Annotated in this window: 20 protein-coding genes; 14 read left to right on the top strand and 6 right to left on the bottom strand. The window is 67.9% G+C overall.

The window, feature by feature from the left end; genetic code table 11:
* Positions 1-31 precede the first annotated feature (31 nt).
* Positions 32-1,135 (bottom strand): extracellular solute-binding protein, encoded by a 1,104-nt coding sequence (locus tag LHU95_RS15790; RefSeq protein ID WP_248707920.1) that lies wholly within the window; start codon positions 1,133-1,135, stop codon positions 32-34.
* Between the two features lie 70 nt (positions 1,136-1,205).
* Here LHU95_RS15790 and LHU95_RS15785 point away from each other — a divergent pair, with 70 nt between their 5' ends.
* The 11 genes from LHU95_RS15785 to LHU95_RS15735 all read left to right on the top strand — a co-directional run bounded on the left by LHU95_RS15785 (position 1,206) and on the right by LHU95_RS15735 (position 11,346).
* Positions 1,206-2,543 carry an amidohydrolase family protein gene (locus tag LHU95_RS15785; protein WP_248707919.1) on the top strand — a complete coding sequence of 446 codons (1,338 nt, stop codon included), beginning with the start codon at positions 1,206-1,208 and terminating at the stop codon, positions 2,541-2,543.
* A gap of 290 nt (positions 2,544-2,833) precedes the next feature.
* Positions 2,834-3,433: a sigma-70 family RNA polymerase sigma factor gene (locus LHU95_RS15780; protein WP_248707918.1), complete on the top strand. Its 600-nt coding sequence runs from the start codon at positions 2,834-2,836 to the stop codon at positions 3,431-3,433.
* Positions 3,433-4,086, top strand: a complete 654-nt coding sequence (locus LHU95_RS15775) for an NrsF family protein (protein ID WP_248707917.1) — start codon at positions 3,433-3,435, stop codon at positions 4,084-4,086. Before LHU95_RS15780 ends, LHU95_RS15775 begins: the two co-directional genes overlap by 1 nt.
* Positions 4,087-4,211: 125 nt before the next feature.
* Positions 4,212-5,669, top strand: a complete 1,458-nt coding sequence (locus tag LHU95_RS15770; RefSeq protein WP_248707916.1) for an FAD-dependent oxidoreductase — start codon at positions 4,212-4,214, stop codon at positions 5,667-5,669.
* The gene (locus LHU95_RS15765; protein WP_248707915.1) at positions 5,669-6,373 is read left to right on the top strand and encodes a VTT domain-containing protein; all 705 of its coding nucleotides are present in this window, start codon (positions 5,669-5,671) and stop codon (positions 6,371-6,373) included. The genes LHU95_RS15770 and LHU95_RS15765 overlap by 1 nt, the downstream gene beginning before the upstream one ends.
* Before the next feature lie 80 nt (positions 6,374-6,453).
* The gene (locus LHU95_RS15760; RefSeq protein WP_248707914.1) at positions 6,454-7,164 is read left to right on the top strand and encodes a DUF547 domain-containing protein; all 711 of its coding nucleotides are present in this window, start codon (positions 6,454-6,456) and stop codon (positions 7,162-7,164) included.
* A gap of 16 nt (positions 7,165-7,180) precedes the next feature.
* The gene (locus LHU95_RS15755) at positions 7,181-8,134 is read left to right on the top strand and encodes a radical SAM protein (RefSeq protein ID WP_248707913.1); all 954 of its coding nucleotides are present in this window, start codon (positions 7,181-7,183) and stop codon (positions 8,132-8,134) included.
* Positions 8,131-8,913, top strand: coding sequence for a hypothetical protein (locus LHU95_RS15750; protein ID WP_248707912.1), 783 nt, complete (start codon positions 8,131-8,133; stop codon positions 8,911-8,913). The genes LHU95_RS15755 and LHU95_RS15750 overlap by 4 nt, the downstream gene beginning before the upstream one ends.
* Positions 8,913-9,764 carry a phosphate/phosphite/phosphonate ABC transporter substrate-binding protein gene (locus tag LHU95_RS15745; protein WP_248707911.1) on the top strand — a complete coding sequence of 284 codons (852 nt, stop codon included), beginning with the start codon at positions 8,913-8,915 and terminating at the stop codon, positions 9,762-9,764. The genes LHU95_RS15750 and LHU95_RS15745 overlap by 1 nt, the downstream gene beginning before the upstream one ends.
* On the top strand, positions 9,761-10,513 hold the full coding sequence (gene phnE, locus LHU95_RS15740) for a phosphonate ABC transporter, permease protein PhnE (RefSeq protein WP_248707910.1): 753 nt from the start codon (positions 9,761-9,763) through the stop codon (positions 10,511-10,513). Before LHU95_RS15745 ends, phnE begins: the two co-directional genes overlap by 4 nt.
* Complete coding sequence (locus LHU95_RS15735) at positions 10,510-11,346, top strand: metallophosphoesterase family protein (protein ID WP_248707909.1); 837 nt, start codon at positions 10,510-10,512, stop codon at positions 11,344-11,346. Before phnE ends, LHU95_RS15735 begins: the two co-directional genes overlap by 4 nt.
* Before the next feature lie 3 nt (positions 11,347-11,349).
* Here the strand turns inward: LHU95_RS15735 and ppk2 are convergent, their stop codons facing one another.
* The 3 genes from ppk2 to aspS all read right to left on the bottom strand — a co-directional run bounded on the left by ppk2 (position 11,350) and on the right by aspS (position 14,580).
* Positions 11,350-12,198 (bottom strand): polyphosphate kinase 2, encoded by an 849-nt coding sequence (gene ppk2 / locus LHU95_RS15730; protein WP_248707908.1) that lies wholly within the window; start codon positions 12,196-12,198, stop codon positions 11,350-11,352.
* Between the two features lie 23 nt (positions 12,199-12,221).
* Positions 12,222-12,674: a hypothetical protein gene (locus LHU95_RS15725; protein ID WP_248707907.1), complete on the bottom strand. Its 453-nt coding sequence runs from the start codon at positions 12,672-12,674 to the stop codon at positions 12,222-12,224.
* A gap of 100 nt (positions 12,675-12,774) precedes the next feature.
* Entirely contained in the window at positions 12,775-14,580 is a 1,806-nt protein-coding gene (gene aspS, locus LHU95_RS15720) for an aspartate--tRNA ligase (protein ID WP_248707906.1), read from the bottom strand.
* Positions 14,581-14,685: 105 nt separating this feature from the next.
* Between aspS and rnd the strand changes: the two genes are divergently transcribed.
* From rnd to LHU95_RS15705, 3 genes are all read left to right on the top strand, one after another.
* On the top strand, positions 14,686-15,879 hold the full coding sequence (rnd, locus tag LHU95_RS15715) for a ribonuclease D (RefSeq protein WP_248707905.1): 1,194 nt from the start codon (positions 14,686-14,688) through the stop codon (positions 15,877-15,879).
* 62 nt (positions 15,880-15,941) lie between these two features.
* Positions 15,942-16,544, top strand: coding sequence for a cytochrome b (locus LHU95_RS15710; protein WP_248707904.1), 603 nt, complete (start codon positions 15,942-15,944; stop codon positions 16,542-16,544).
* Positions 16,541-16,846 (top strand): hypothetical protein, encoded by a 306-nt coding sequence (locus LHU95_RS15705; RefSeq protein WP_248707903.1) that lies wholly within the window; start codon positions 16,541-16,543, stop codon positions 16,844-16,846. The genes LHU95_RS15710 and LHU95_RS15705 overlap by 4 nt, the downstream gene beginning before the upstream one ends.
* On the opposite strand, the gene LHU95_RS15700 is transcribed toward LHU95_RS15705, so the two are convergent.
* Together LHU95_RS15700 and LHU95_RS15695 are read right to left on the bottom strand one after the other, a co-directional pair.
* Positions 16,831-18,372: a hydantoinase B/oxoprolinase family protein gene (locus LHU95_RS15700; RefSeq protein ID WP_248707902.1), complete on the bottom strand. Its 1,542-nt coding sequence runs from the start codon at positions 18,370-18,372 to the stop codon at positions 16,831-16,833. The two genes, LHU95_RS15705 and LHU95_RS15700, sit on opposite strands and share 16 nt — an antisense overlap.
* Positions 18,372-20,459, bottom strand: a complete 2,088-nt coding sequence (locus tag LHU95_RS15695) for a hydantoinase/oxoprolinase family protein (protein WP_248707901.1) — start codon at positions 20,457-20,459, stop codon at positions 18,372-18,374. The genes LHU95_RS15700 and LHU95_RS15695 overlap by 1 nt, the downstream gene beginning before the upstream one ends.
* Between the last annotated feature and the right edge of the window lie 8 nt (positions 20,460-20,467).

Here is a 20,467-nt window from a genome sequence, read left to right as displayed (position 1 = left end):
GCGCGCCACGCAACAGGCCGCCCGCTGGCCATCACCCCCGCCGAATGAGCGGCGTGATCTCGGTCTCCCAGCGCCGCGTCCAGGCATCCACCTGCGAGGACATGTAGGCATAGTCCGGGATATAGGCGAAGCGCTCGATCTCGTCGGGCTTGTAGAAGATGTCGGCGATGGCCGGCGCCGGGGTCGAGTTGATGTTGGTCGGCCCCGAGCCCAGCGGCATGTTGTAGCGCGTGTTGATCGGCGCGGTGGCGAAGTGGTTGGCGAAGCGCTTGGCGGCGGCAACGCGGGCGGGATTGTCGCCCTTCATCACGGCGAAGCCCTCATTGAACAGGAAGCCCTTGTTGTCGGGCAGGCGGGTCAGCAGCCGGCAGGGGAAGCGGTCCCGCACGGCCTGCCAGCCGCCGGTATTCCAGAAGGCGACCGAAAGATCGCCCGCACTCATCGCATTGATCATCTCGGAGTTATTGGCGACGACGCGGCCGATCTGCCCGCGCTCGGCCAATTCCTTGAGGAAGGCCCAGCCTGGCTCGATGTTGCGCTCATTGCCGCCGCGCTGCATGGCGAGGCTGACCATGAGCAGGCCGGAGAGGTTCACCGGCACCGGCACGCAAAGCTTGCCGCGGAAGCGCGGCTCCAGAAGCTGCTCGATGCTTTCGATCGGCGGGCCGGTGACGAGGTCCGTGCGATAACCCCAGAAGGCGCCGGCCGTGGAGAGCGGCACGGTCATCTTCTGGCCTTGGGCGTTCTTCTTGAAGAAGGCGTCCGGGATTTCGCGCAGGGCGGGCATCTCCGCCTCGCTCACCGGCTCCATCCAGCCGGCTTCCATCATGGCGGCAAAGACCGGGTCCCATGCGGCGATCAGATTCTGCGGCACGCGCGGCCAAAGCGGGCGCAGCCGGCCCACCACGGCCATCGCACCCCCTGCATGCAATTCCCACTGGATGCGGTCCCCGCTGGCGCGCATCCATTCCTCGCCGATCGGGCGGCAGACCTCGATCCACTGCGCGCCCCACATCACCACCAGGAGTTGTTCCCCGCGCGGCTGCGCAAAGACGGGGCCGGCCGCGGACATCGCCGCGAGCCCGCCGAGCAGGGCGCGGCGATTGACAGCGGGGGTGGCGATGATCGGGGCCATGGGTGTCTCCGCGAGGGTTCCGCGGCACGGGGTATGCATAGCCCGTGCCAGCCAACCGGGAGAAACATTCTTGAAACCCGACCTCATCCTCACGGATGCGATGCTTGTCACCCATGGTGAAGCCCCGCTGCCGTGCGCCTTCCTGGCCATGGCGGGCGGCAGGATCCTGGATTGCGGACCAATGGAGCGGCTACCTGCCAGCGACGCGCCCAGGCTCAGCCTGCCGGGCCGGCTGCTGACACCAGGGCTGATCAACATCCACACCCATGCGGTGCTCTCGCTGATGCGCGGGATCGCCGTGGATATGGGTTTCGCCCCCGCCTATACGCCCGGCGTGCCGCATGGCCATGAGATCAATGCGGAGGAGGCCGTGGCCCTGGCGCGGCTGGGGGCGATGGAAGCCCTGCTCATGGGCTCCACCGTCATGGTGGACAGCTATGTGCATGGCGAGGTGACGCTGCCCGCCATCGCCGGGCTCGGCCTGCGCGTCTGGGCCTGTGGCCGGCTGCATGATGTTGATTTTTCCCGCGTGCATCTCGCCGACTGGCGCCATGTGCCCGAAATCGGCGCGCAGCGCCTGGCCGAGGTGGAGGGCCTGATTGCCCAGTTCCATGGCAGCCACGGGGGCAGGGCGCATGTCATCGTGGCACCGCATGCGCCTGACACCTGTTCGGCCGGGCTGCTGCGTCGCGCGGCGGATCTGGCGCGCGATGCGAAACTGCTGACCACCACGCATCTTTCCCAGTCGCAGCTGGAAAACGCGGAGATCCAGCGCCGCGATGGCTGCACGCCGACACAATTGCTGGAGCGTTGCGGGCTGCTGGATGAGCGGCTGATCGCCGCCCATTGCATCCATATGTCGGCCGAGGATGTGGTGCGCTTCGGTGCGGCCGGTGCCACAGTCGCGCATGTTCCCAAGGGGAATGCGACGGGTGGTGCGATGGCCAATACGCCCGCATTGCGCGCGGCCGGGGCGCGCATTGCCCTCGGCACCGACAATCTGACCCAGGACATGGCCGAGCAGATGCGCTGGGCGCTGGCCACGGCCCGCATCCGCGTGGGCTCCGTGGGCCAGGGCTGGCAGCCCGAGGATGCCTTCGCCATGGCGACGGTGAATGGCGCGGCAGCCTTGGGGAAATCAGGCCGGCTTGGCCAATTGGCGCCGGGTTTCGCGGCCGATGTGGTGGCCTGGGATTTCCGCCGCGCCCATCTGACGCCGCTGCTCGACCCCCTGGGCACGCTGGTCCATGACGCCAATGGCCGCGATGTCGAGCATGTCTGGATCGGCGGCCGCCAGGTGGTGGAATCCGGCCGGCCGACCGAGGCGGATGAGACCGCGGTGCGCGCCGCGGCCCAAGCCGCTGCGGAAGGGCTCTGGAAGCGGGCGCGGGATTCGGTGGCCGCATGAGGCCGCGTCTTTTGGGTTGAAAGCTGCGCCTGGGCTCTGTCAGCCTGGGGCCGCCGGATTGGGCGCGCATTGGGCCGTGGCCGCAGGGCGCAGCCTGCAGCTCCTGATGGCCTCAATCCTTTGGGCCGTGCGGCTTTTGTGCGAGAAGCCGCGTAACCTTTCGCCCGGCCCTTTCGTAGCGGAGACCAGATGTCTGGCCAGAACACCACGCAGCGGCCCGGCGGAACGCGCTTTCGGGCCCGGCATGATGCCGGGTGGGCGCGCATGAGGAATGCCGTGTCAGGTCGCCCATGCAGCAGCTTGCCTCCTTCCCGATCGGCTTTGCCCGGGTGAGCGCCACGGAAGACCGTGTGGCGCGCGATGAACGCTGGTCCGCTCTCATGGCCCGCGCCCAGGATGGCGATGCGCGCGCCTATGACACCCTTCTGCGCGAATGCCTGCCCCTGCTGCGCGCCATCTGCCGCCAGCGCCTGCGCGAGCCCGCCGAGGTGGAGGATGCCGTGCAGGACACCTTGCTGACGCTGCATCGCGTTCGCGCCACCTATGATCCTGCGCGCCCCTTTCGCCCATGGATCGCCGCCATCGCCGAACGCCGGGCGCTGGACCGTGGCCGCGGCGTGGCGCGCGGCCTGGCCCGCAACACGGAATTGGCCGCGGCCGACCATATCGGGCTCGATGGCGATGCCGAGGGCAAGCTGATGTCGGCCGATTTGCGGGCGGCGGTCGGCGAATTGCCGGCCTCGCAACGCACAGCCCTGCAGCTGACCAAGATCGAGGCACTTTCATTGGCCGAAGCGAGCGCCCGTTCGGGCATGTCCATGGGGGCGCTGAAAGTCGCCACCCATCGCGCCGTTCTGACCTTGCGGCGCAAATTCGGCATGGAGCCATGATGATGCGGACCGAAGACCTGGTCACCCAACTGGCGATCGGCCTCCGGCCGGTACGTCGCTTGCCCTCGCCCCTGGCCATGCTCGGGCTTTGGTGCCTGTTCTGCGCGGGCGTCATCGTGGCGGCGCTGCTGATCTCTGGCCTGCGCGCGGATTTCGCGGCCTGGCTGATGGACGGGTTTGACCTGTATCACCTGATGTCCGCGGCACTGGTCGCATTGACCGCCGGTTACGCGGCCTTCCAGCTCGCCCTGCCGGATCGCGACCAGCGCTGGGCCTTGCTGCCGATACCGGCCGTGGTGGGCTGGCTGGTAACGATGGGCTGGGGTTGCCTGGCCGATCTTGCGCGGCTGGGGCCGGAGGCGTTGAAACTGAGCATCAGCTACCCTTGCCTGGGCTTCATCATCGGCCTTGGCGTGCCCATGACAGCAGCCATTGTCTATCTGACGCGCCATGCCGCGCTGTTCCGGCCGGTCCCGGTGGCAGCACTTGGGGGGCTCTCGGCGGCGGCTTTCGCCAGCCTGGGCCTGACCCTGGTGCATGAGCTGAATGCGGCGGTGATGGTGCTGGTCTGGCACGGCATTGCGGTGCTGGTGGTGACCTGCGTGGGCGCGCTGATGGGGCCGCTGCTCATGCAGCGCGCGGCGGCGGTGTGACGGCTGGTTCCGTATCCCGCCCGGCACCCCATATCGGACAGGTCGCCGATGGCGGGAGGGAAATACAGCAGCCTGTGCAGCTGGCCCTCGCGGAAGGAACATCTTCTCTTGTGTGAAGGCCAAGCATGACCGCTCCTGTGCCCATGACCACCGCTGGCCGCCGGCCCAGGCTGCGCAAGGGCGTCCTGCATGCCGATCTCTGCATCATCGGCGCCGGCTCGGGCGGCCTTTCCCTGGCGGCGGGCGCGGTGCAGATGGGCGCTTCGGTCGTGATCATCGAAAAGCATCTGATGGGCGGGGATTGCCTCAATACCGGCTGCGTTCCCTCCAAGGCGTTGCTGGCGGCGTCGCATGCTGCGCAATCCGCCCGCCAGGCCGGGCGCTTCGGCGTGGACCTGCCCGAGCCTGTGGTGGATTTCGCCCGGGTCCACGCCCATGTGCAGGGCGTGATCGCCGGCATAGCGCCGCATGACAGCGTGGAGCGGTTTGAGGGTCTCGGCTGCACCGTCATCCAGGCGGCGGCGCGCTTCACCGGCCCGGCCGAAGTGGAGGCCGGTGGACAGCGCATCCGCGCCCGGCGCTTCGTGGTGGCGACGGGTTCCTCACCTGCGCTGCCGCCAGTGCCTGGGCTGGCCGAAACCCCGCATCTGACCAACGAGACCGTCTTTCAACTCACGGAATTGCCGAAACATCTCCTCGTCCTGGGCGGCGGGCCGATCGGGATCGAGATGGCCCAGGCCTTTCGCGGCCTTGGCGCGCAGGTCACGGTGATCGAGCGCGCCAGTATCCTCCCGCGGGATGATCCCGAAGCCGTGGCGATGCTGCGCGATATCCTGATCCGCGAGGGGATTGCCCTGATCGAGGGCGCGCAGGTGGCGCGCATTGGACCTGGGATCGAGGTCGAGCTGGGAGATGGGCATATCATCACCGGCACGCATCTGCTCGTCGCGGCCGGGCGTAAGCCCAATATGGATGGTCTGGACCTCGCGCTCGCCGGTGTGGAGACGACGCCGCGGGGCATCACGGTGGATGCGCGGCTGCGCAGCAGCAACAAGCGCGTCTTCGCCTCGGGCGATGTCGCGGGCGGGCCGCAATTCACCCATGTGGCGGGGTATCATGCCGGCGTGCTGATCCGGAACATCCTGTTCGGCCTGCCGGCGCGCGTGGATTATACGGCGCTGCCCTGGGTGACCTACAGCGACCCCGAGCTCGCCCATGTCGGCCTGACCGAGAGCGAGGCGCGGCTGGCCAATCACCCGGTCCAGGTGCTGACCCAACCCCTGTCCGGCAATGACCGCGCCCAGGCCGAACGCACGACGGAGGGCATGGCGAAGATCATCCTGGGCGGCGGCGGGCGCATCCTGGGCGCCACCATCCTGGCCCCGCGCGCGGGGGAGATGATCGGGCTCTGGGGCCTCGCCATCCAGTCGAAGATGAAGATCGGCGCCGTCGCGCAGATGATGGCGCCCTATCCGACCATGTCGGAAATCTCCAAGCGCGCTGCGGGAAGCTTCTATACGCCCGGCCTGTTCTCCGCCCGCACGCGCCGCATCGTCGGCTGGATTCAGAGGCTGCTGCCGTGATGGGGCGCCTCATTCGCGACAGGCGCTTCTGGCTGGTCCTGGCGGTGGTCGCCATCATCCTGGTGCTGCGGGCGACGGGCCTCGGCTCTCTCTTGTCGCTCGATACCCTGGCGCGGCATCGCGAGGCGCTGGGTGGCTTCGTTGCGCAGAACTTCCTGCTGGCGGGGCTTGGCTTCGTGGTGGTCTATGCGGTGGCGGTGGCGCTCTCCGTGCCGGGGGCCATCATCCTCACCCTTGCGGGCGGGTTCCTGTTCGGTGCGTTCATCGGCACGCTGCTGACCGTGCTGGGTGCCACGATCGGCGCGACGCTCGTCTTCCTCTTTGCCCGCACGATCTTCGGCGAGAATGCGCTGGACCGCTTCGGCGCCCCGGCGCAACGCCTGGCCGAGGGAATTCGCCGCAATGCGGCCTCCTATCTTCTCGTGCTGCGCCTGGTGCCGTTGTTTCCCTTCTTTCTGGTCAACCTCGTGCCGGCCTTTGTTGGGGTCAAACTGCCGGTCTATGTATTGACCACGTTCTTCGGGATCATGCCGGGCACCTTCGTCTTCAGCCTCACAGGGGCCGGGCTCGGCTCCATCCTGGATGCGGGCGGCACGCTGGATCTGGCTTCGGTGCTGACGCCGCAGATCCTGGGCGCGCTGCTCGGCCTGGCGGCCTTGTCGCTGGCCGCCATTCCCCTCAAGAACCGGTTCGCCGCGAAATGATGCAGCGGCGATCTCTCACGATCCTGGCTGCATGCGCCCTTGCGCGCAACGCCGCGGCTGCCGAGCCGGATCTTGATGCATTGCTGGCGCGCTATGCCTCAACCCCGGCTGATGGCGTGACCCGCGTGGATTATGCCCGGTGGAAGGCAAATGCGACGGACCTCGCGGCGCTGGATGGCTGGATCGCCGCCGCCGCCACGCGCCGCCCCTCTACCATGCCGCGTGACGAGGCCTTCGCCTTCTGGGCCAATCTCTACAATGCCCTCACGCTGAAGCTGGTGCTGGAGCGCTATCCAGTGCGTTCGATCAAGGATATCCGCTCGACCGGCGTCGGGCTCGACCCTCGGCAATTTGCCGGTCCCTGGCGCACGCGCCTGGTCACGATCGAGGGCCAGCGCATGTCGCTCGATGATATCGAGCACGGGACGATGCGCCCGACCTTCCGGGACCCCCGTGTGCATTACGCGGTGAATTGCGCCTCCATCGGCTGCCCGAACCTGCCACTGCGCGCTTGGCGTGCGGCCAGCCTGGAGGCGGATCTGGACATGGCCGCGCGTGCCTTCATCAACCATCCGCGCGGTGCCGTGGTGCTGGCGGATGGGCGGCTGCGCGTCTCCTCCATCTTCAAATGGTTTCGTGAGGATTTCGGCGGCAATGATGCGGGAGTAATCGCGCATTTGCGCCGCCATGCCGGCCCGGCCCTTGCCGCTGGTCTGCGCAGCGCCACCCTCGTCGCGGAAGACGCCTATGACTGGGCGCTGAACGACACCAGCCCATCCGCTCGCGCCTGAACCCGGAGTTTTTGCCTTGTCCATCCGCAGCCAGACGACCCCGCCGCTCAACCCTGCCAAATTCCAGGACCCGATGCTGACGCTGAAGGGCGAGCAGCGGGCCCATGTCGGCCTCACCGCGCTGGAAACGCTGTGGTTCAACACCGGCACGCTGTGCAACATCACCTGTGCAAATTGCTACATCGAGAGCAGCCCGCGCAATGACGCGCTGGTGTATCTCTCTGCCGCCGAGGTGCGGGAATATCTGGATGAGGCGCGTGATTTCCCGGTGACGGAAATCGGCTTCACCGGCGGCGAGCCCTTCATGAATCCCGATCTGGTGCCGATGCTGGAGGATGTGCTGGCGCGCGGCCTCAAGGCCCTGGTGCTCACCAATGCGATGCAGCCCATGCGGCGCTATGCCGCCCCTCTGCTCGCCCTGCGAGATCGCCATGGGGTGGACCGCCTAGTCATCCGCGTCAGCCTCGACCACCACGACGCCGCCATCCATGATATCGAGCGCGGTGTGGGCAGCTTCGCCCGGACCATGGAGGGCCTGGCCTGGCTGGCGCGGGAGGGCTTTGCCATCCATGTCGCGGGCCGGGCCGGTTTTGGCGCGGGCGATGGGGCGACCATGCGCGCCGGCTACGCCGCGCTCTTTGCCGAATGGAACATCCCGGTGGATGCGCAGGATCCGGTGGCGCTGATGCTGTTTCCCGAAATGGATGCGGATCGGGATGTGCCGGAAATCACGGAAGCCTGCTGGGGCATCCTGAAGAAATCCCCCGATGCGATGATGTGCGCCTCCTCACGCATGGTGGTGAAGCGGAAGGGGGCGGCGCGGCCATCGGTGCTGGCCTGCACGCTGCTCGCTTACGACGCGCGGTTTGAACTCGGCGCCACGCTGGCCGAGGCGGATCGCCCCGTGGCGCTGAACCACCCCCATTGCGCCACCTTTTGTGTGCTGGGCGGCGCGGCCTGTAGCCGATGAGCCTGCGCCTTGTGCCCCTCAGCGCCCGGCCCGATCTGCGGCCGCTGCTTTTTGCCGAGCCGCTGGAACGGCTCTGGCCAAAATTCATGATGCATGACCCGACGGCTGACCTGTATTTCGCCGACGCGCCCTTCGCACGCTATCTCGACTTCGCCTTTGCCGTGATGGACCCGGAGGGGTCGGCAACGCCGGTCGGCCGGTGTTTCTCCGTCCCCTTTGCCTTGGGGGGCGCGCGCACCGAATTGCCCGATTCCGGCTGGGATGGCGTGATCCGCTGGGCGCATGAGGATGCGCTGGCTGACCGTGCACCGAACGCGCTGAGCGCGCTGGAGATCACGCTGCTGCCGGCCTATCGGGGCAAGGGCGGTTCGCCTGTGGTGCTCGATGCCCTTCGGCGCCACGCCCATGCCATGGGTTTGAGCCGCCTTTTCGCCCCCGTCCGCCCCACCGCGAAGCATCGCGAGCCGTTTCTGCCCATGCCGGATTATCTCGCCCGGCGCACCGCTGACGGATTCTCCGTGGACCCCTGGCTGCGCACCCATGAACGGACTGGCGGCAAGGTCATCAAGATCGCCCCGACCAGCATGGTCATCCCGGGAACCCTCCGTGATTGGCGACGCTGGACGGGCCTGCCGCTGGCGCAATCCGGCCCCGCCGTGATCGAGGGCGGCCTGGTTCCGCTGCATGTCTCGGTCGAGCAGGACTGCGCCGTCTATGTCGAGCCCAATGTGTGGATCGAGCATTCGGTCCTGCCACCCCAAGAAGGAATCAGCGCATGATGAATCGCCGCTCCCTGCTCGCCACGCCCCTGCTGCTGCCCGGTTTCGCCGCCGCCCAGACGCGAGCGCCCATCCGCTTCGCCGTCGGGCCTTTCCAGCCGACGGCGGGCGATACCCGCCGCGCCTTCGAGCCTTTCTTCGCGCATTTGGCCCAGCAATTGGGCCGGCCCTACGAACTTACCGTCACCACGGACTGGGCGGGCATTGCCGTGGCACTCGGCAGTGGCCAGGTGGACGCAGCCTGGATGGGCCCCTGGGGCTATGTGCTGGCGCGTGACCGGGCGCGGGCCGAGGCGCTGGCGACCGTGCTCTACAACGGCCAACCCACCTATCACGCCATCATCCTGGCCCGCGCCGGCATCAGCATCGCGCGGTTTCCCGAGGATGCGCGCGGCATGTCCATCTCCTTCGCGGATGCGGGCTCGACCAGCGGCTGGCTCATCCCGCATCACTGGTTCGCCACGCGGGGCCTCGATCCGCGCAGCTTCTTCCGCTACCGCGACGGCGCCAGCCATGCGGCGAATGTGATTTCCGTGGCGTCGGGCCAGGTGGATCTGGCGACGGATTTCGATCGCAACTTCGCGGCGATGCTGGCGTCGGGCCGCGTGCGGGCGGACCAGGCGCAGATCGTCTGGCGCAGCGATCCCTTGCCGAATGATGCGCTGGCCGTTCGGCATGATCTGGACTCCGCCACCAAGCAGGCCATCGCGGCGGCGGCCACGGCCATCACGCCCGAACAGGCTCTGGCGGTGATGCCGGCCAACTACACCGGCTGGGTGCCGGCCACGTCCGAGACCTATGCCATGATCGAGGCGGCGGGACGCGCGCTGGGCCGGTTGCGCAATTCGTGAGTGGCGGCCGGGTCTTCTTCTGGGCCGGGTTCGTGGCGCTGATGGCGGCCTCGCTTTGGGTGGTCGCTCCGGACCCGGCGCGGTTGGCTGCCGGGCTGCCTCGCCTGATGGGCTGGCTTGGTGGCGCCTGGCCGCCCGACTTCTCGGGCGGCGCCGATATCGCGCGCCGCGCGGCCGAAACGGTGGGCATCGCCACGCTGGGGACGGTGGCGGCGGCCGTCATTGGCCTGCCGTTGGCTTTGATGGCCACGCGGCAGGTCACGCCCTCGGCTGCCCTATATCACCCCTTGCGGGGCATCCTGGATGCGCTGCGTGGGGTGGATGGCTTCGTCTTCGCGCTGCTGTTCGTGGCGGCCGTCGGCCTTGGGCCCTTCGCGGGGATGCTGGGGGTGGCGCTGCATTCGGCTGGCTCCGTCGCCAAGCTCTGGTCGGAGACGATGGAGAATGCCGATCCGCGCCCTTCCGAGGCCATCCTGGCGGTTGGCGGCACGCGCCTGGAGGTAGCGCTTTGCGCATTGCTGCCGCAGACCCTGCCGCAGAACCTGGGCGGGCTGCTCTATGTGTGGGAGGCCAATATCCGCGCCTCCACCGTGCTCGGCCTGGTGGGGGCGGGCGGGCTTGGCCAGGAGCTGAAGAACGCGGTGGACCTGCTTGATTTCAACCGGGTGCTGGCCATCCTGATCGTCATCATCGCCCTGACTTTCGCCGCGGATCGCATCAGCGGCAGCTTGCGACGGAGCCTTGCATGATCCCGCTCATTCGCCTCGATGCCCCCATGCTGGTCTTTGGCGGGCCCTATTCCAACCTGCAGGCGACCGAGGCCGTCCTGGCCGAGGCGGCGCGCCGCGGCATCGCGCAGGACCGCATTCTCTGCACGGGGGATGTGGTGGCCTATGGCGCCGATGCAGCCGCCTGTTGCGACCGCATGATGGGCAGCGGCGCCCTCGTGCTGATGGGCAATTGCGAGGAGAATCTGGCCGCCGAAGCCCCCGATTGCGGCTGCGGCTTCGAGGAGGACACGGCCTGTGACCTGCTCTCCCGCGCCTGGTATGCGCATGCCAATCGCCAGGTCAGCCCGCGCCACCGGGCCTGGATGAGCGGCCTGCCGCGCAGCCTGCACCTCGAATTGCCGGATCGCCGGCGCCTCGCTGTCCTGCATGGCGGAGCGAGCGAGATCAGCCGCTTTCTCTTTGCCTCGACGCCCGAGCCTGTCCTGCTGGAGGAACTGGCCGAAACGGGGTGCCACGGCGTCATTGCCGGGCATTGCGGCATTCCCTTCGCTCGGCGCCTCGAAGATGCGGGGCTTTGGCTGAATGCCGGTGCCGTGGGCATGCCGGCGAATGATGGGACGCCGCGCGTGTGGTTCTCGGTGCTGACGCCCGCGCGGCACGGCCTGACGGTGGAGATCCTGCCACTTGCCTATGATCACGCTGCCGCTGCGGCGGCGATGCGCGCGGCCGCCCTGCCGGAGGGCTATGCGGCCGCGCTGGAAAGCGGGCTCTGGCCCTCCTGCGATGTACTGCCGAGCGTGGAACTGGCCCGGCGGGGACGCGCGCTGGAGGCGGTGCGGCTGGAGTGGTAGCCGTCAGCTGGCGGCGATGCTGTCCGGGATCAGTTTGAACGGGTAGTCGGGCTCGACATAGTCGCCCGGCTTTTGCCGCTTGGGCAGCGATATCTTGGGCCGCTTCGGCGCCTTGTAGGGGATGTGGTGCAGCATGTGCCGGATCATGTTCAGCCGCGCCCGCTTCTTGTCATCCGAGGGCACGACATACCAGGGCGCCCAGGCGGTGTCCGTGGCCAGGAACATGGCATCCCGGGCGCGGGAATAGTCATACCAGCGGCTGTAGGATTTCAGATCCATGGGCGAAAGCTTCCACAGCTTGCGCCCATCATGGATGCGCGCATCCAGGCGGCGGGTCTGCTCCTCCGGGGTGACCTCCAGCCAGTATTTCAGCAGGATCACGCCGGAATCGATGATGGCGCGCTCAATGCCAGGCGCCATCTGCAGGAAGCGTTCTGTCTGCGCTTCGGAGCAGAAGCCCATTACGCGCTCCACCCCGGCGCGGTTGTACCAGCTGCGGTCGAAGATGACGATTTCGCCGGCGGCCGGCAGATGCTGGATATAGCGCTGGATGTACATCTGCGACTTCTCGCGCTCGGTCGGCGCGGGCAGGGCGATGACGCGGAAGACGCGCGGGCTGACGCGCTCGGTGATGGCCTTGATGGTGCCGCCCTTGCCCGCGCCGTCCCGGCCCTCGAAGATGATGCAGATCTTGGCGCCGGTCTCCTGCACCCAGCGCTGCAGCGCGACCAATTCGACGTGAAGCTCGGTCAGCGCCTTTTCATAGGCCTTGCGGGAGAGTTTCCCATCGGCGCGGAACACCGCTGGTGCATGGCTTTCGGTGTCCGGCGCCGTCTTGTGTTTCTTGGACATGGCGTGTTTCCCCTGCCTGGTGGCTATCGCAGCGCATCCGGCCAACCGATGAAGATGCCCACATTGCCCGGCATGCCGCCCGGATAGTCAATCACCCTGGCGCCGAAGGTAAAGCCGCCTGGGGCCAGCTCCGTCTCCCACCATTTATGCACATGCTTGATGACGCCGGGCAGGGTGTCCTGCCAGCCCTCCAGGCGGTTGTTGATGCGGCGGCCCAGATCCTCGCAGATTTCGGAGGGAAACTGCATCAGCATCAGCTCCTTCTCGCCAGCCTCGAAGGCGCGGCGGATCCTGGCGACCGCGCGCTCCTTGTCCTCCGCGGTGATCTCGTAGGTCATCAGCTTTTCGGTGAAGGCCTTGAGCTCGGCCTTGTGGGCTTCCGCGGCGGCGGCTTCTTCGGCGCGTTTGCGGCGGGCGGCGGCCTCCTTGTCGGAGAACAGGCCCGCGACGGTGAAGGTGGGTTTGGATCCACTCATGATGCACTCCTGGCGCTGAACCGGTGGGCAGGCTGGTTCCTTACGTCAGGTTCGTCTCCGGTGCCTTGCGGAAGATCAAGCTTCCGCAAGGCTGGGCGCCTCAGCCGGCCTTGGGGGCCTTGGCCGGGGGCAATTGCACGCGGATGGAGAGTTCCTTCAGCCGGATTTCCTCGACCGGCGCGGGCGCGCCCATCATCAAATCCTCGGCCTGCTGGTTCATCGGGAAGAGGATGACCTCGCGGATATTCGGCTCATCGGCCAGCAGCATCACGATGCGGTCAATGCCCGGCGCGGAGCCACCATGCGGGGGGGCGCCATAGCGGAAGGCGTTGAGCATGCCGCCAAACCGGGCTTCCACTACATCGGGGCCGTAGCCCGCGATCTCGAAGGCCTTGAGCATGATGTCCGGGCGATGGTTGCGGATGGCGCCCGAAGACAGCTCGATGCCGTTGCAGACGATGTCGTACTGATAGGCCTTGATGTCGAGCGGGTTCATCGTGTTCAGCGCCTCCAGTTCGCCCTGGGGCATGCTGAAGGGGTTGTGGCTGAAGTCGATCTGGCCGGTTTCCTCGTTCAATTCATACATGGGAAAATCGGTGACCCAGCAGAAGCGATAGGCTTCCGGCTCCACCAGGCCCAGCTCATTGCCGATACGCGTGCGCGCCTTGCCGGCCAGCTTGGCGGCGTCTTCCACCTTCCCGGCGGCGAAGAACACGGCATCGCCATCGGTGAGGCCCATGGCGTCGCGCAGGGCGATGCCGCGCTCGGATTCCAGGTTTTTGGCGATGGGGCCGCCGGCCACACCCTCCGCGAAGGTGATGTAGCCGAGACCACCAGCCCCCTCGCTGCGCGCCCATTCATTCATCTGGTCGAAGAAGCGGCGCGGCTGGCCGCCCGCCCCCGGTGCCGGAATCGCGCGGATCACGCCGCCCGAGGCCGCGATCTTGGCGAACAACCCGAAGCTCGATCCGGCAAAGTGCGCGGTCACGTCCTTGATGCGCAGCGGATTGCGCAGATCGGGCTTGTCCGAGCCGAATTCCAGCATCGCCTGGTCAAACGGGATGCGCGGGAAGGGGGCCTGCGTCACCTTCCGCTCATTCCCTGTCCAGGCCGCGAACTCGTTGAAGACGCCAGCCAGCACAGGCTCGATGGCGGCGAAGACGTCTTCCTGCGTGACGAAGCTCATCTCGAAATCGAGCTGGTAGAATTCGCCGGGGCTGCGGTCAGCGCGGCTGGCTTCATCCCGGAAGCAGGGGGCGATCTGGAAGTAGCGGTCGAAGCCGGCCACCATCGCCAGCTGCTTGAACTGCTGTGGCGCCTGCGGCAGGGCGTAGAACTTGCCCGGATGCATGCGGGCCGGCACCAGGAAGTCACGGGCACCTTCGGGGCTGCTGGCGGTCAGGATCGGCGTCTGGAATTCGGTGAAGCCCTGCTCGATCATCCGGCGGCGGATGCTGGCGATGACCGAGCTGCGCAGCATCAGGTTGCGATGCTGCTTCTCGCGGCGCAGATCGAGGAAGCGGTAGCGCAGGCGCAGCTCTTCGGGGAATTCGGCATCGCCGGCCACCTGGATCGGCAGCAATTCGGCCGCGGATTGCACGGTAAGTTCGCGCACGCGCAGCTCGATGGCGCCGGTCGGCAAGCGGTCATTCACCGTGTTGCCCTCACGCGCCACGACATCGCCGGTGACGGTGATGACGCTTTCCGCGCGCAGCTTGTCGGCCACGTCGAACACGGCCGAACCCTGGGGAATCACGCATTGCGTCAGGCCGTAATGGTCGCGCAGGTCAATGAAGAGCAGCCCGCCATGGTCGCGCTTGCGGTGCACCCAGCCGGAGAGGCGGGCCGTCTGCCCGGCGTTTTCGGCGCGAAGGGCGCCGCAGGTGTGGGTGCGATAGGCGTGCATGATATCCTGCGATCTCAGATTGACGGCCCCGGTAAGGGCCTTCGTGCGGCGTCCCTGTCAAGAGTTGCCCTTGCATGGCGGCCCATCCGGCGGCAAACCCATGGCATGGCCCCTGCTCAATACGCGACAGACGCAACCCTGACCCCGCGTCTGATTACCCAATCCTCCGATCTGGCGGAACTCTGCGAAAGGCTCCGCCGCGAGCCCTTCGTGACCGTGGACACCGAGTTCATGCGTGAGCGCACCTATTGGCCGGAGCTTTGCGTCGTGCAGTTGGCCGGGGCGGATGAGGTGGCCGTGGTGGATGCCGAGGCGCCGGGCATGGACCTCGCCCCGCTGGGCGATCTCCTGGCCGATCCGGCCGTGGTGAAGGTGTTCCACGCCGCCCGACAGGATGTGGAAATCTTCCTGCTGAAATTCGGCGCTGTCCCTACCCCGATGTTCGACACGCAGATCGCCGCCATGGTGGCCGGCTTCGGCGACCAGGCGAGCTATGACAGCTTGGTGCGCGCGCTGGCGGGCGCTTCGATTGACAAGGCGCATCGGTTTTCCGACTGGTCCGCCCGCCCGCTGTCCCAGGCGCAGATCATCTATGCGGCGGGGGACGTGACCTATCTGCGCCAGGTCTATCTGCGCCTGCGCGAGAAGCTGCTGGCGGAAGGGCGGCTCGATTGGGTGGCGCAGGAAATGGACGCGCTGCTGGAGCCCTCCACCTATATCACCGAACCCGCCGTTGCCTGGGAGCGGCTGAAGCCCAAGACCGGCAATCGCCGCTTCCTGGGCGTACTGCGTGCCGCCGCCGCCTGGCGCGAGGCGGAGGCCCAGCGCATCAACATCCCGCGCGGCCGGCTGGTGAAGGATGAAACCCTGCTGGAAGTGGCGGCCACCGCCCCTGAAACCGCGGACCAGCTGGCCCGCGCGCGGGGGATTTCGGAAGGCTTTGCGCGCGGCAAATCGGGCGTCGCCCTGCTCGCCGCCATCGCCGAGGCCAAGGCCCTGCCAGAGGACCAACTCCCCATGCCGCTGGAAGCCCGGCGCGGGGCCGGCGCCTCGCCAGCGCTGGTCGCGCTGTTGAAGGTACTGTTGGCGGCGAGTGCGGAGGCGCATCACGTCGCCCCCAAGCTGCTGGCCGATACCGAGGATCTGGAGCGGCTGGCCAGCGAGAGCGAGCCGGATATCCGCGCTCTCAGCGGCTGGCGGCGGGAAGTGTTTGGCGAGGATGCTCTGGCGCTGAAGACGGGGCAGTTGGCGCTGGGCGTGGCCGGGCGGCGGGTGCGGCTGATCCGTACGGAGGGGTAAATTCGGCGCGGGCTTCGGCCCGCTTCAGCGTGGTGTCAGCTTCGCGCCCCAAGACGGGCGTCATGATCAACCGCCCCGCAGATTTCCGCCACGATGCCGTCACGCAGGGCCTGCATTGGCTGGTGGCGTTGGCCATCCTGCTCGCCTACGGCAGCAGCCTGATCATGGATGATTGGCCGCGTGGCGCCTTCAAGGCGCAACTGCTGGGGGGGCATGTCGCGCTGGGCCTCACCGTGCTGGGGTTGACGGCGCTGCGCATCCTCTGGCGCGCCCTGATGGCCCCTCCAGCCCCGCCCGACGGCTCGCCCGGCCTGCGTCGCATCGCGCGGGCGGCTCATCTGGCGCTCTATCTTGCCATGCTGGCCGTGCCGCTGCTCGGGCTGCTCATGATGTGGAGCACGGGCCGCGAGGTGAGTTTCCTCTGGCTCTTCACCATCCCCTCGCCATTGCCGGTGGATCGCGCTCTGGGCCGGCTCCTCGCGGAGGGGCACGAGCTTGCGGCCCATGGCCTGATCCTGCTGGCAGGCCTGCATGCCGCCGCCGCGATCTTTCACCAATTCGCCCTGAAGGACGGCCTGATGCAGCGGATGATGCCGCGCATCATCGCCTTCAAGGCGCCAGGCGGACCACCCCCGACAACCACCCAACGGAGTGACTTTTCATGAAGCGTCTTTTTGCCCTGGCTCTTGGCCTCTCTCCCCTCGCGGCTCAGGCGCAGCAGGTCCAGTGCTGGTTGCCCTATACGGGCTTCGAGGAAACCGTGCCGCATATCAACCTGGCGCGATGCCCCGGCGAGAGCATGGACCCGGCCGAGTGGGTGTGTCGGATCGTGCTGCGCGATGACATGGCGACGGTCTATTTCTTCCGGCACACCGCCGAAGCAGGCATGCCCTGCCTGATCCGCGTGCTGCGCCAGGATTTCAACAGCTTCGCGGCGATCCACGGCACCACTTACATGGAGCCGTAGCCTCCGCCGCCCGGCGTGCGTACCGTCACGCGCGTGCCGCGGTTCAGCGTCTGCTGCATGCGCGTATTGGCGGGCTTGCCGTCGATCAGCACCTCGCCGAGCGCACCCGCGCCGCCCCCGAACAGCCCGGGGGCGGGATACTTGATGCGCTCGGTCACGAAGACGGCGGCGATGCCATCCGCCTCGCACTCGATCTCCGTCTCATGCCCCAGCCCGCCGCGATGCCGGCCCGTGCCGCCTGAGCCCGGCAGCTGCACCTTGCGATGGATCAGCACCGGCGCCGTGCGCTCCGCCACCTCGACCGGTGTCGCCGAGATATTGGACGGCCAGGAGATTGAGTCCGCGCCATCCTGGTCCGCGCCCGCGCCTGTCCCGCCATTGAAGAACAGCGTGCCCGCATAAGGCTGCCCCGCCTGATCCTTGCCCGCGAGGCTCATCATCCACAACGGGCTCCCCGGGGCCGCGCGCACCTTGTCCGGCAGGGCCTCGGCCAGGGCCCGGAAGATCAGTACCGGCACGTAATGCCCGGTCGCCGCCCGGCCACCGACCGGCGCCGGTTCGATCGGGTTGAGGATGCAGCCCTCCGGCACCAGAATGCGGATCGGCCGGAAGATGCCGTCATTGCTGGGCAGTTCGGGCAGCAGCATGGCCTTGAGCACGAACCAGGTCATGGCCCGCGTATAGGTAAAGGGGCAATTCACGGAGCGTGGCTGCTGCGGGCTGCTGCCGGTGAAATCCGCCAGCAACTGGCCGTCCTTCAGCGTCACCTTCACCGTCAGGTGGAAGGGCTGGTCCATCCCGTCCGTCTCGAAGGCGGTGCTCCAGCTGCCCTCGGGCACTTGCCGCAGCCGCGCGATCATCGCGGCTTCCGAGCGATCGAAGATCTCCGTGGCCACGTCCGCCAGATCGGCCAGTCCGTGATCCACCAGCGTGGCCACCACACGGTCGCCGATCAGCGTGACGGCGGCGGCTTGGGCCCAGATATCGCCCTCGGTCTGGTCGGGGGTGCGGATATTGGTGCGCAGCAGCCTGATCAGCGTGGCATCCGCCACGCCATCGCGCAGCAGCCGCATGGGCGGGATGTGGAAGCCTTCCTCGAACAGCTCCCGCGCCTCGGTGCTGCGCAGCCGCCCGCCGATATCGGGCACATGGCTCGTGGTGGCGCCATAGGCCACGATGCGCCCGCCATGGAAGATCGGCCGCACGAGGCAGACATCGTTCAGATGGCCCGTGCCGATCCAGGGATTATTGGTGACATAGATATCGCCAGGCTGCATCTCGGCTTCGGGGATGGCCTCACGGATGGCCCGCACCGTATTGGGCAGCGTGCCGATGAAGCTCGGGATCGAGCCGGTGTTCTGCGCCAGTGAGCGCGCCCTTGCATCCGTCAGCACGCAGGCGAAGTCATTCGCCTCGTTGGAGAGGGTCGAGAAGGAGGTGCGGACGATGGCCTTGGCCGCCTCATCCACGGCCGAGATCAGCCGCGTCCAGACCAGTTCGAGCTTCACCGCATCGAGTTGGGGCATCAGCCGACCTCCACCAGGATATTGCCGGATTCCAGCACGCTGAACCGGCCGCCCGGGCCGATGACGAGGGTCGAGCCGGCTTCCTCGACCAGGGCCGGCCCGCTGGCCGAGAAGCCGGGCCGCAGCCCGCCGCGGCTGTAGATATCGGCCGTGGCGCTGATGCCGCCGGCCAGCACTTCCCGCTGGTGAGTGACCGCCGGACCCTCCCAGGAGCGCTTGGCCCCGGGCAAGGCCAGCCCCGTGCTGGCCCCTCGCAGCACGACGCGGGCGTGGACGAGGTCAATCGCCACGGCGGGCGGCGGGCGGCGGAAGCGCTCCTGATAGGCGGCGGTGAAGGCCTCGGTGATCATCCCATGCAGTGCGGCATCCCCCGACGGCCAGGGGGCAGGGGGCAGTGTGACGGGCATATGCGCGCCCTGGCCGACGCAACGCGCATCCACCACGCGTTCGGGGGCTGGCGCATCATCGGCCCAGCCTCCGCGTGCCAGAACGGCGCGGGCATCAGCCTCGAGTTCACCGAAGGCGGCTTCGAGCTCAGCGGCCTTCCAGGCCAGCAGCCGGCGCCCCAAGGTGGCCACGCGGTCCACGCGGGGCGGCGCGGTGAGCAGCCCAAGGGCCGAGGCCACGCCCGCCTCGGGCGGCACGATGATGCGGCGGATGCCGAGCTTGCGGGCGAGGTGATAGCCATGCACCGGCCCGCCGCCGCCAGTGCAGACCAGGGTGAAGCCCGAGGCATCGCGCCCGCGTTCGGCCAGGTGGGTGCGCGCCGCGCTGGCCATGGCTTCCGTCACCACATCATGGATGCCCCAGGCGGCGGCCTCCATGCCGATGCCGAGGGATTGCGCCAGGCGCTGCATGGCCGCCTGCGCCGCCGCGCGGTCCAGCGGCAGGCGGCCACCGGCGAAGCGCGATGGGTCCAGATAGCCAAGCAGCAGATTGGCGTCGGTCACCGTGGCCTCGGTGCCGCCCCGGCCATAGCAGGCGGGACCAGGCTCTGAGCCCGCGCTATCGGGGCCGACCTTCAGCAGGCCGATGGCATCGCGGCGTGCGATGCTGCCGCCGCCGGCACCGATCTCCATCAGATCCACGGCGGAAATGCGGATGGGCAGGCCGCTGCCCTCGATGAAGCGGGCCTGCCGCGCTGCCTCGAAGCCGAAGACGATCTCGGGCTCGCCATGCTCGACGACGCTGAGCTTGGCCGTGGTGCCGCCCATGTCGAAGGCGAGGATGCGCGCCTCCTGGCCACCGGCCAGATAGGCGGCCGCCAGCGCGCCGGCGGCCGGGCCCGATTCCAGCAGTTGCACGGGCGCGCGGCCGGCTTCCTCCAGATGCGTCATCCCGCCATTGGACAGCATCAGCAACAAGGGCGAGCCGATGCCCAGTGCGGCCAGTTCCGCACCGAGCCGCGCCAGATAACGCCCGGCCATGGGGGCGACATAGGCATTCGCGCTGGCCGTGGAGCCGCGCTCATATTCACGCACCTCGCGCACGATGGCGTGGGAGGCGGTGACGGAAAGCCCAGGATGTCGCGCCGCGATGCGCTGCGCCGCCGCCACCTCATGCCCCGGATGGAGATCGCTGTGCAGGAAAAGGATGGCGATGGCCTCCGCACCTGCCGCCACGGCCTGGTCCGCCGCCGCATCCACGGCCGCGAGATCAAGCGGCGTCAGCACCGTGCCATCCACCTTCACACGCTCGGGCACTTCCAGGCGAAGGTGGTCGGGCATCAGGGGAGCGGGCGGGCGCAGCGAAAGGTCGAACAACTCATAGCGTCGCTCGCGGCCGATTTTCAGGACGTCACGGAAGCCCTGGGTCGTGATCAGGGCGATCAGGGCGCCCTTCCGCTCGATCAGCGCATTGGTGAACAGCGTTGTGGCATGCACGATCCGGGTGATCTCGGCCGCTTCCACGCCAGCTTCCCCGAGCAGACGGCGGGTGCCTTCCAGAATGCCTAGCACTGGATCGCCGTGGGTGGTCAGGATCTTGAGGCTGCCGGAGCGGCGCTCGGCCGGGTCATGCAGCACCAGGTCGGTGAAGGTTCCGCCGATATCAATGCCGAGGGAAATGCCGGATGGGTGGGCGGTCACGTGATGTG

It is taken from the genome of Sediminicoccus sp. KRV36, assembly GCF_023243115.1.
Taxonomy (GTDB): domain Bacteria; phylum Pseudomonadota; class Alphaproteobacteria; order Acetobacterales; family Acetobacteraceae; genus Roseococcus.
Note: the sequence above shows the minus strand (reverse complement) of the source record. Positions and strands in the feature narration are given on the sequence as shown.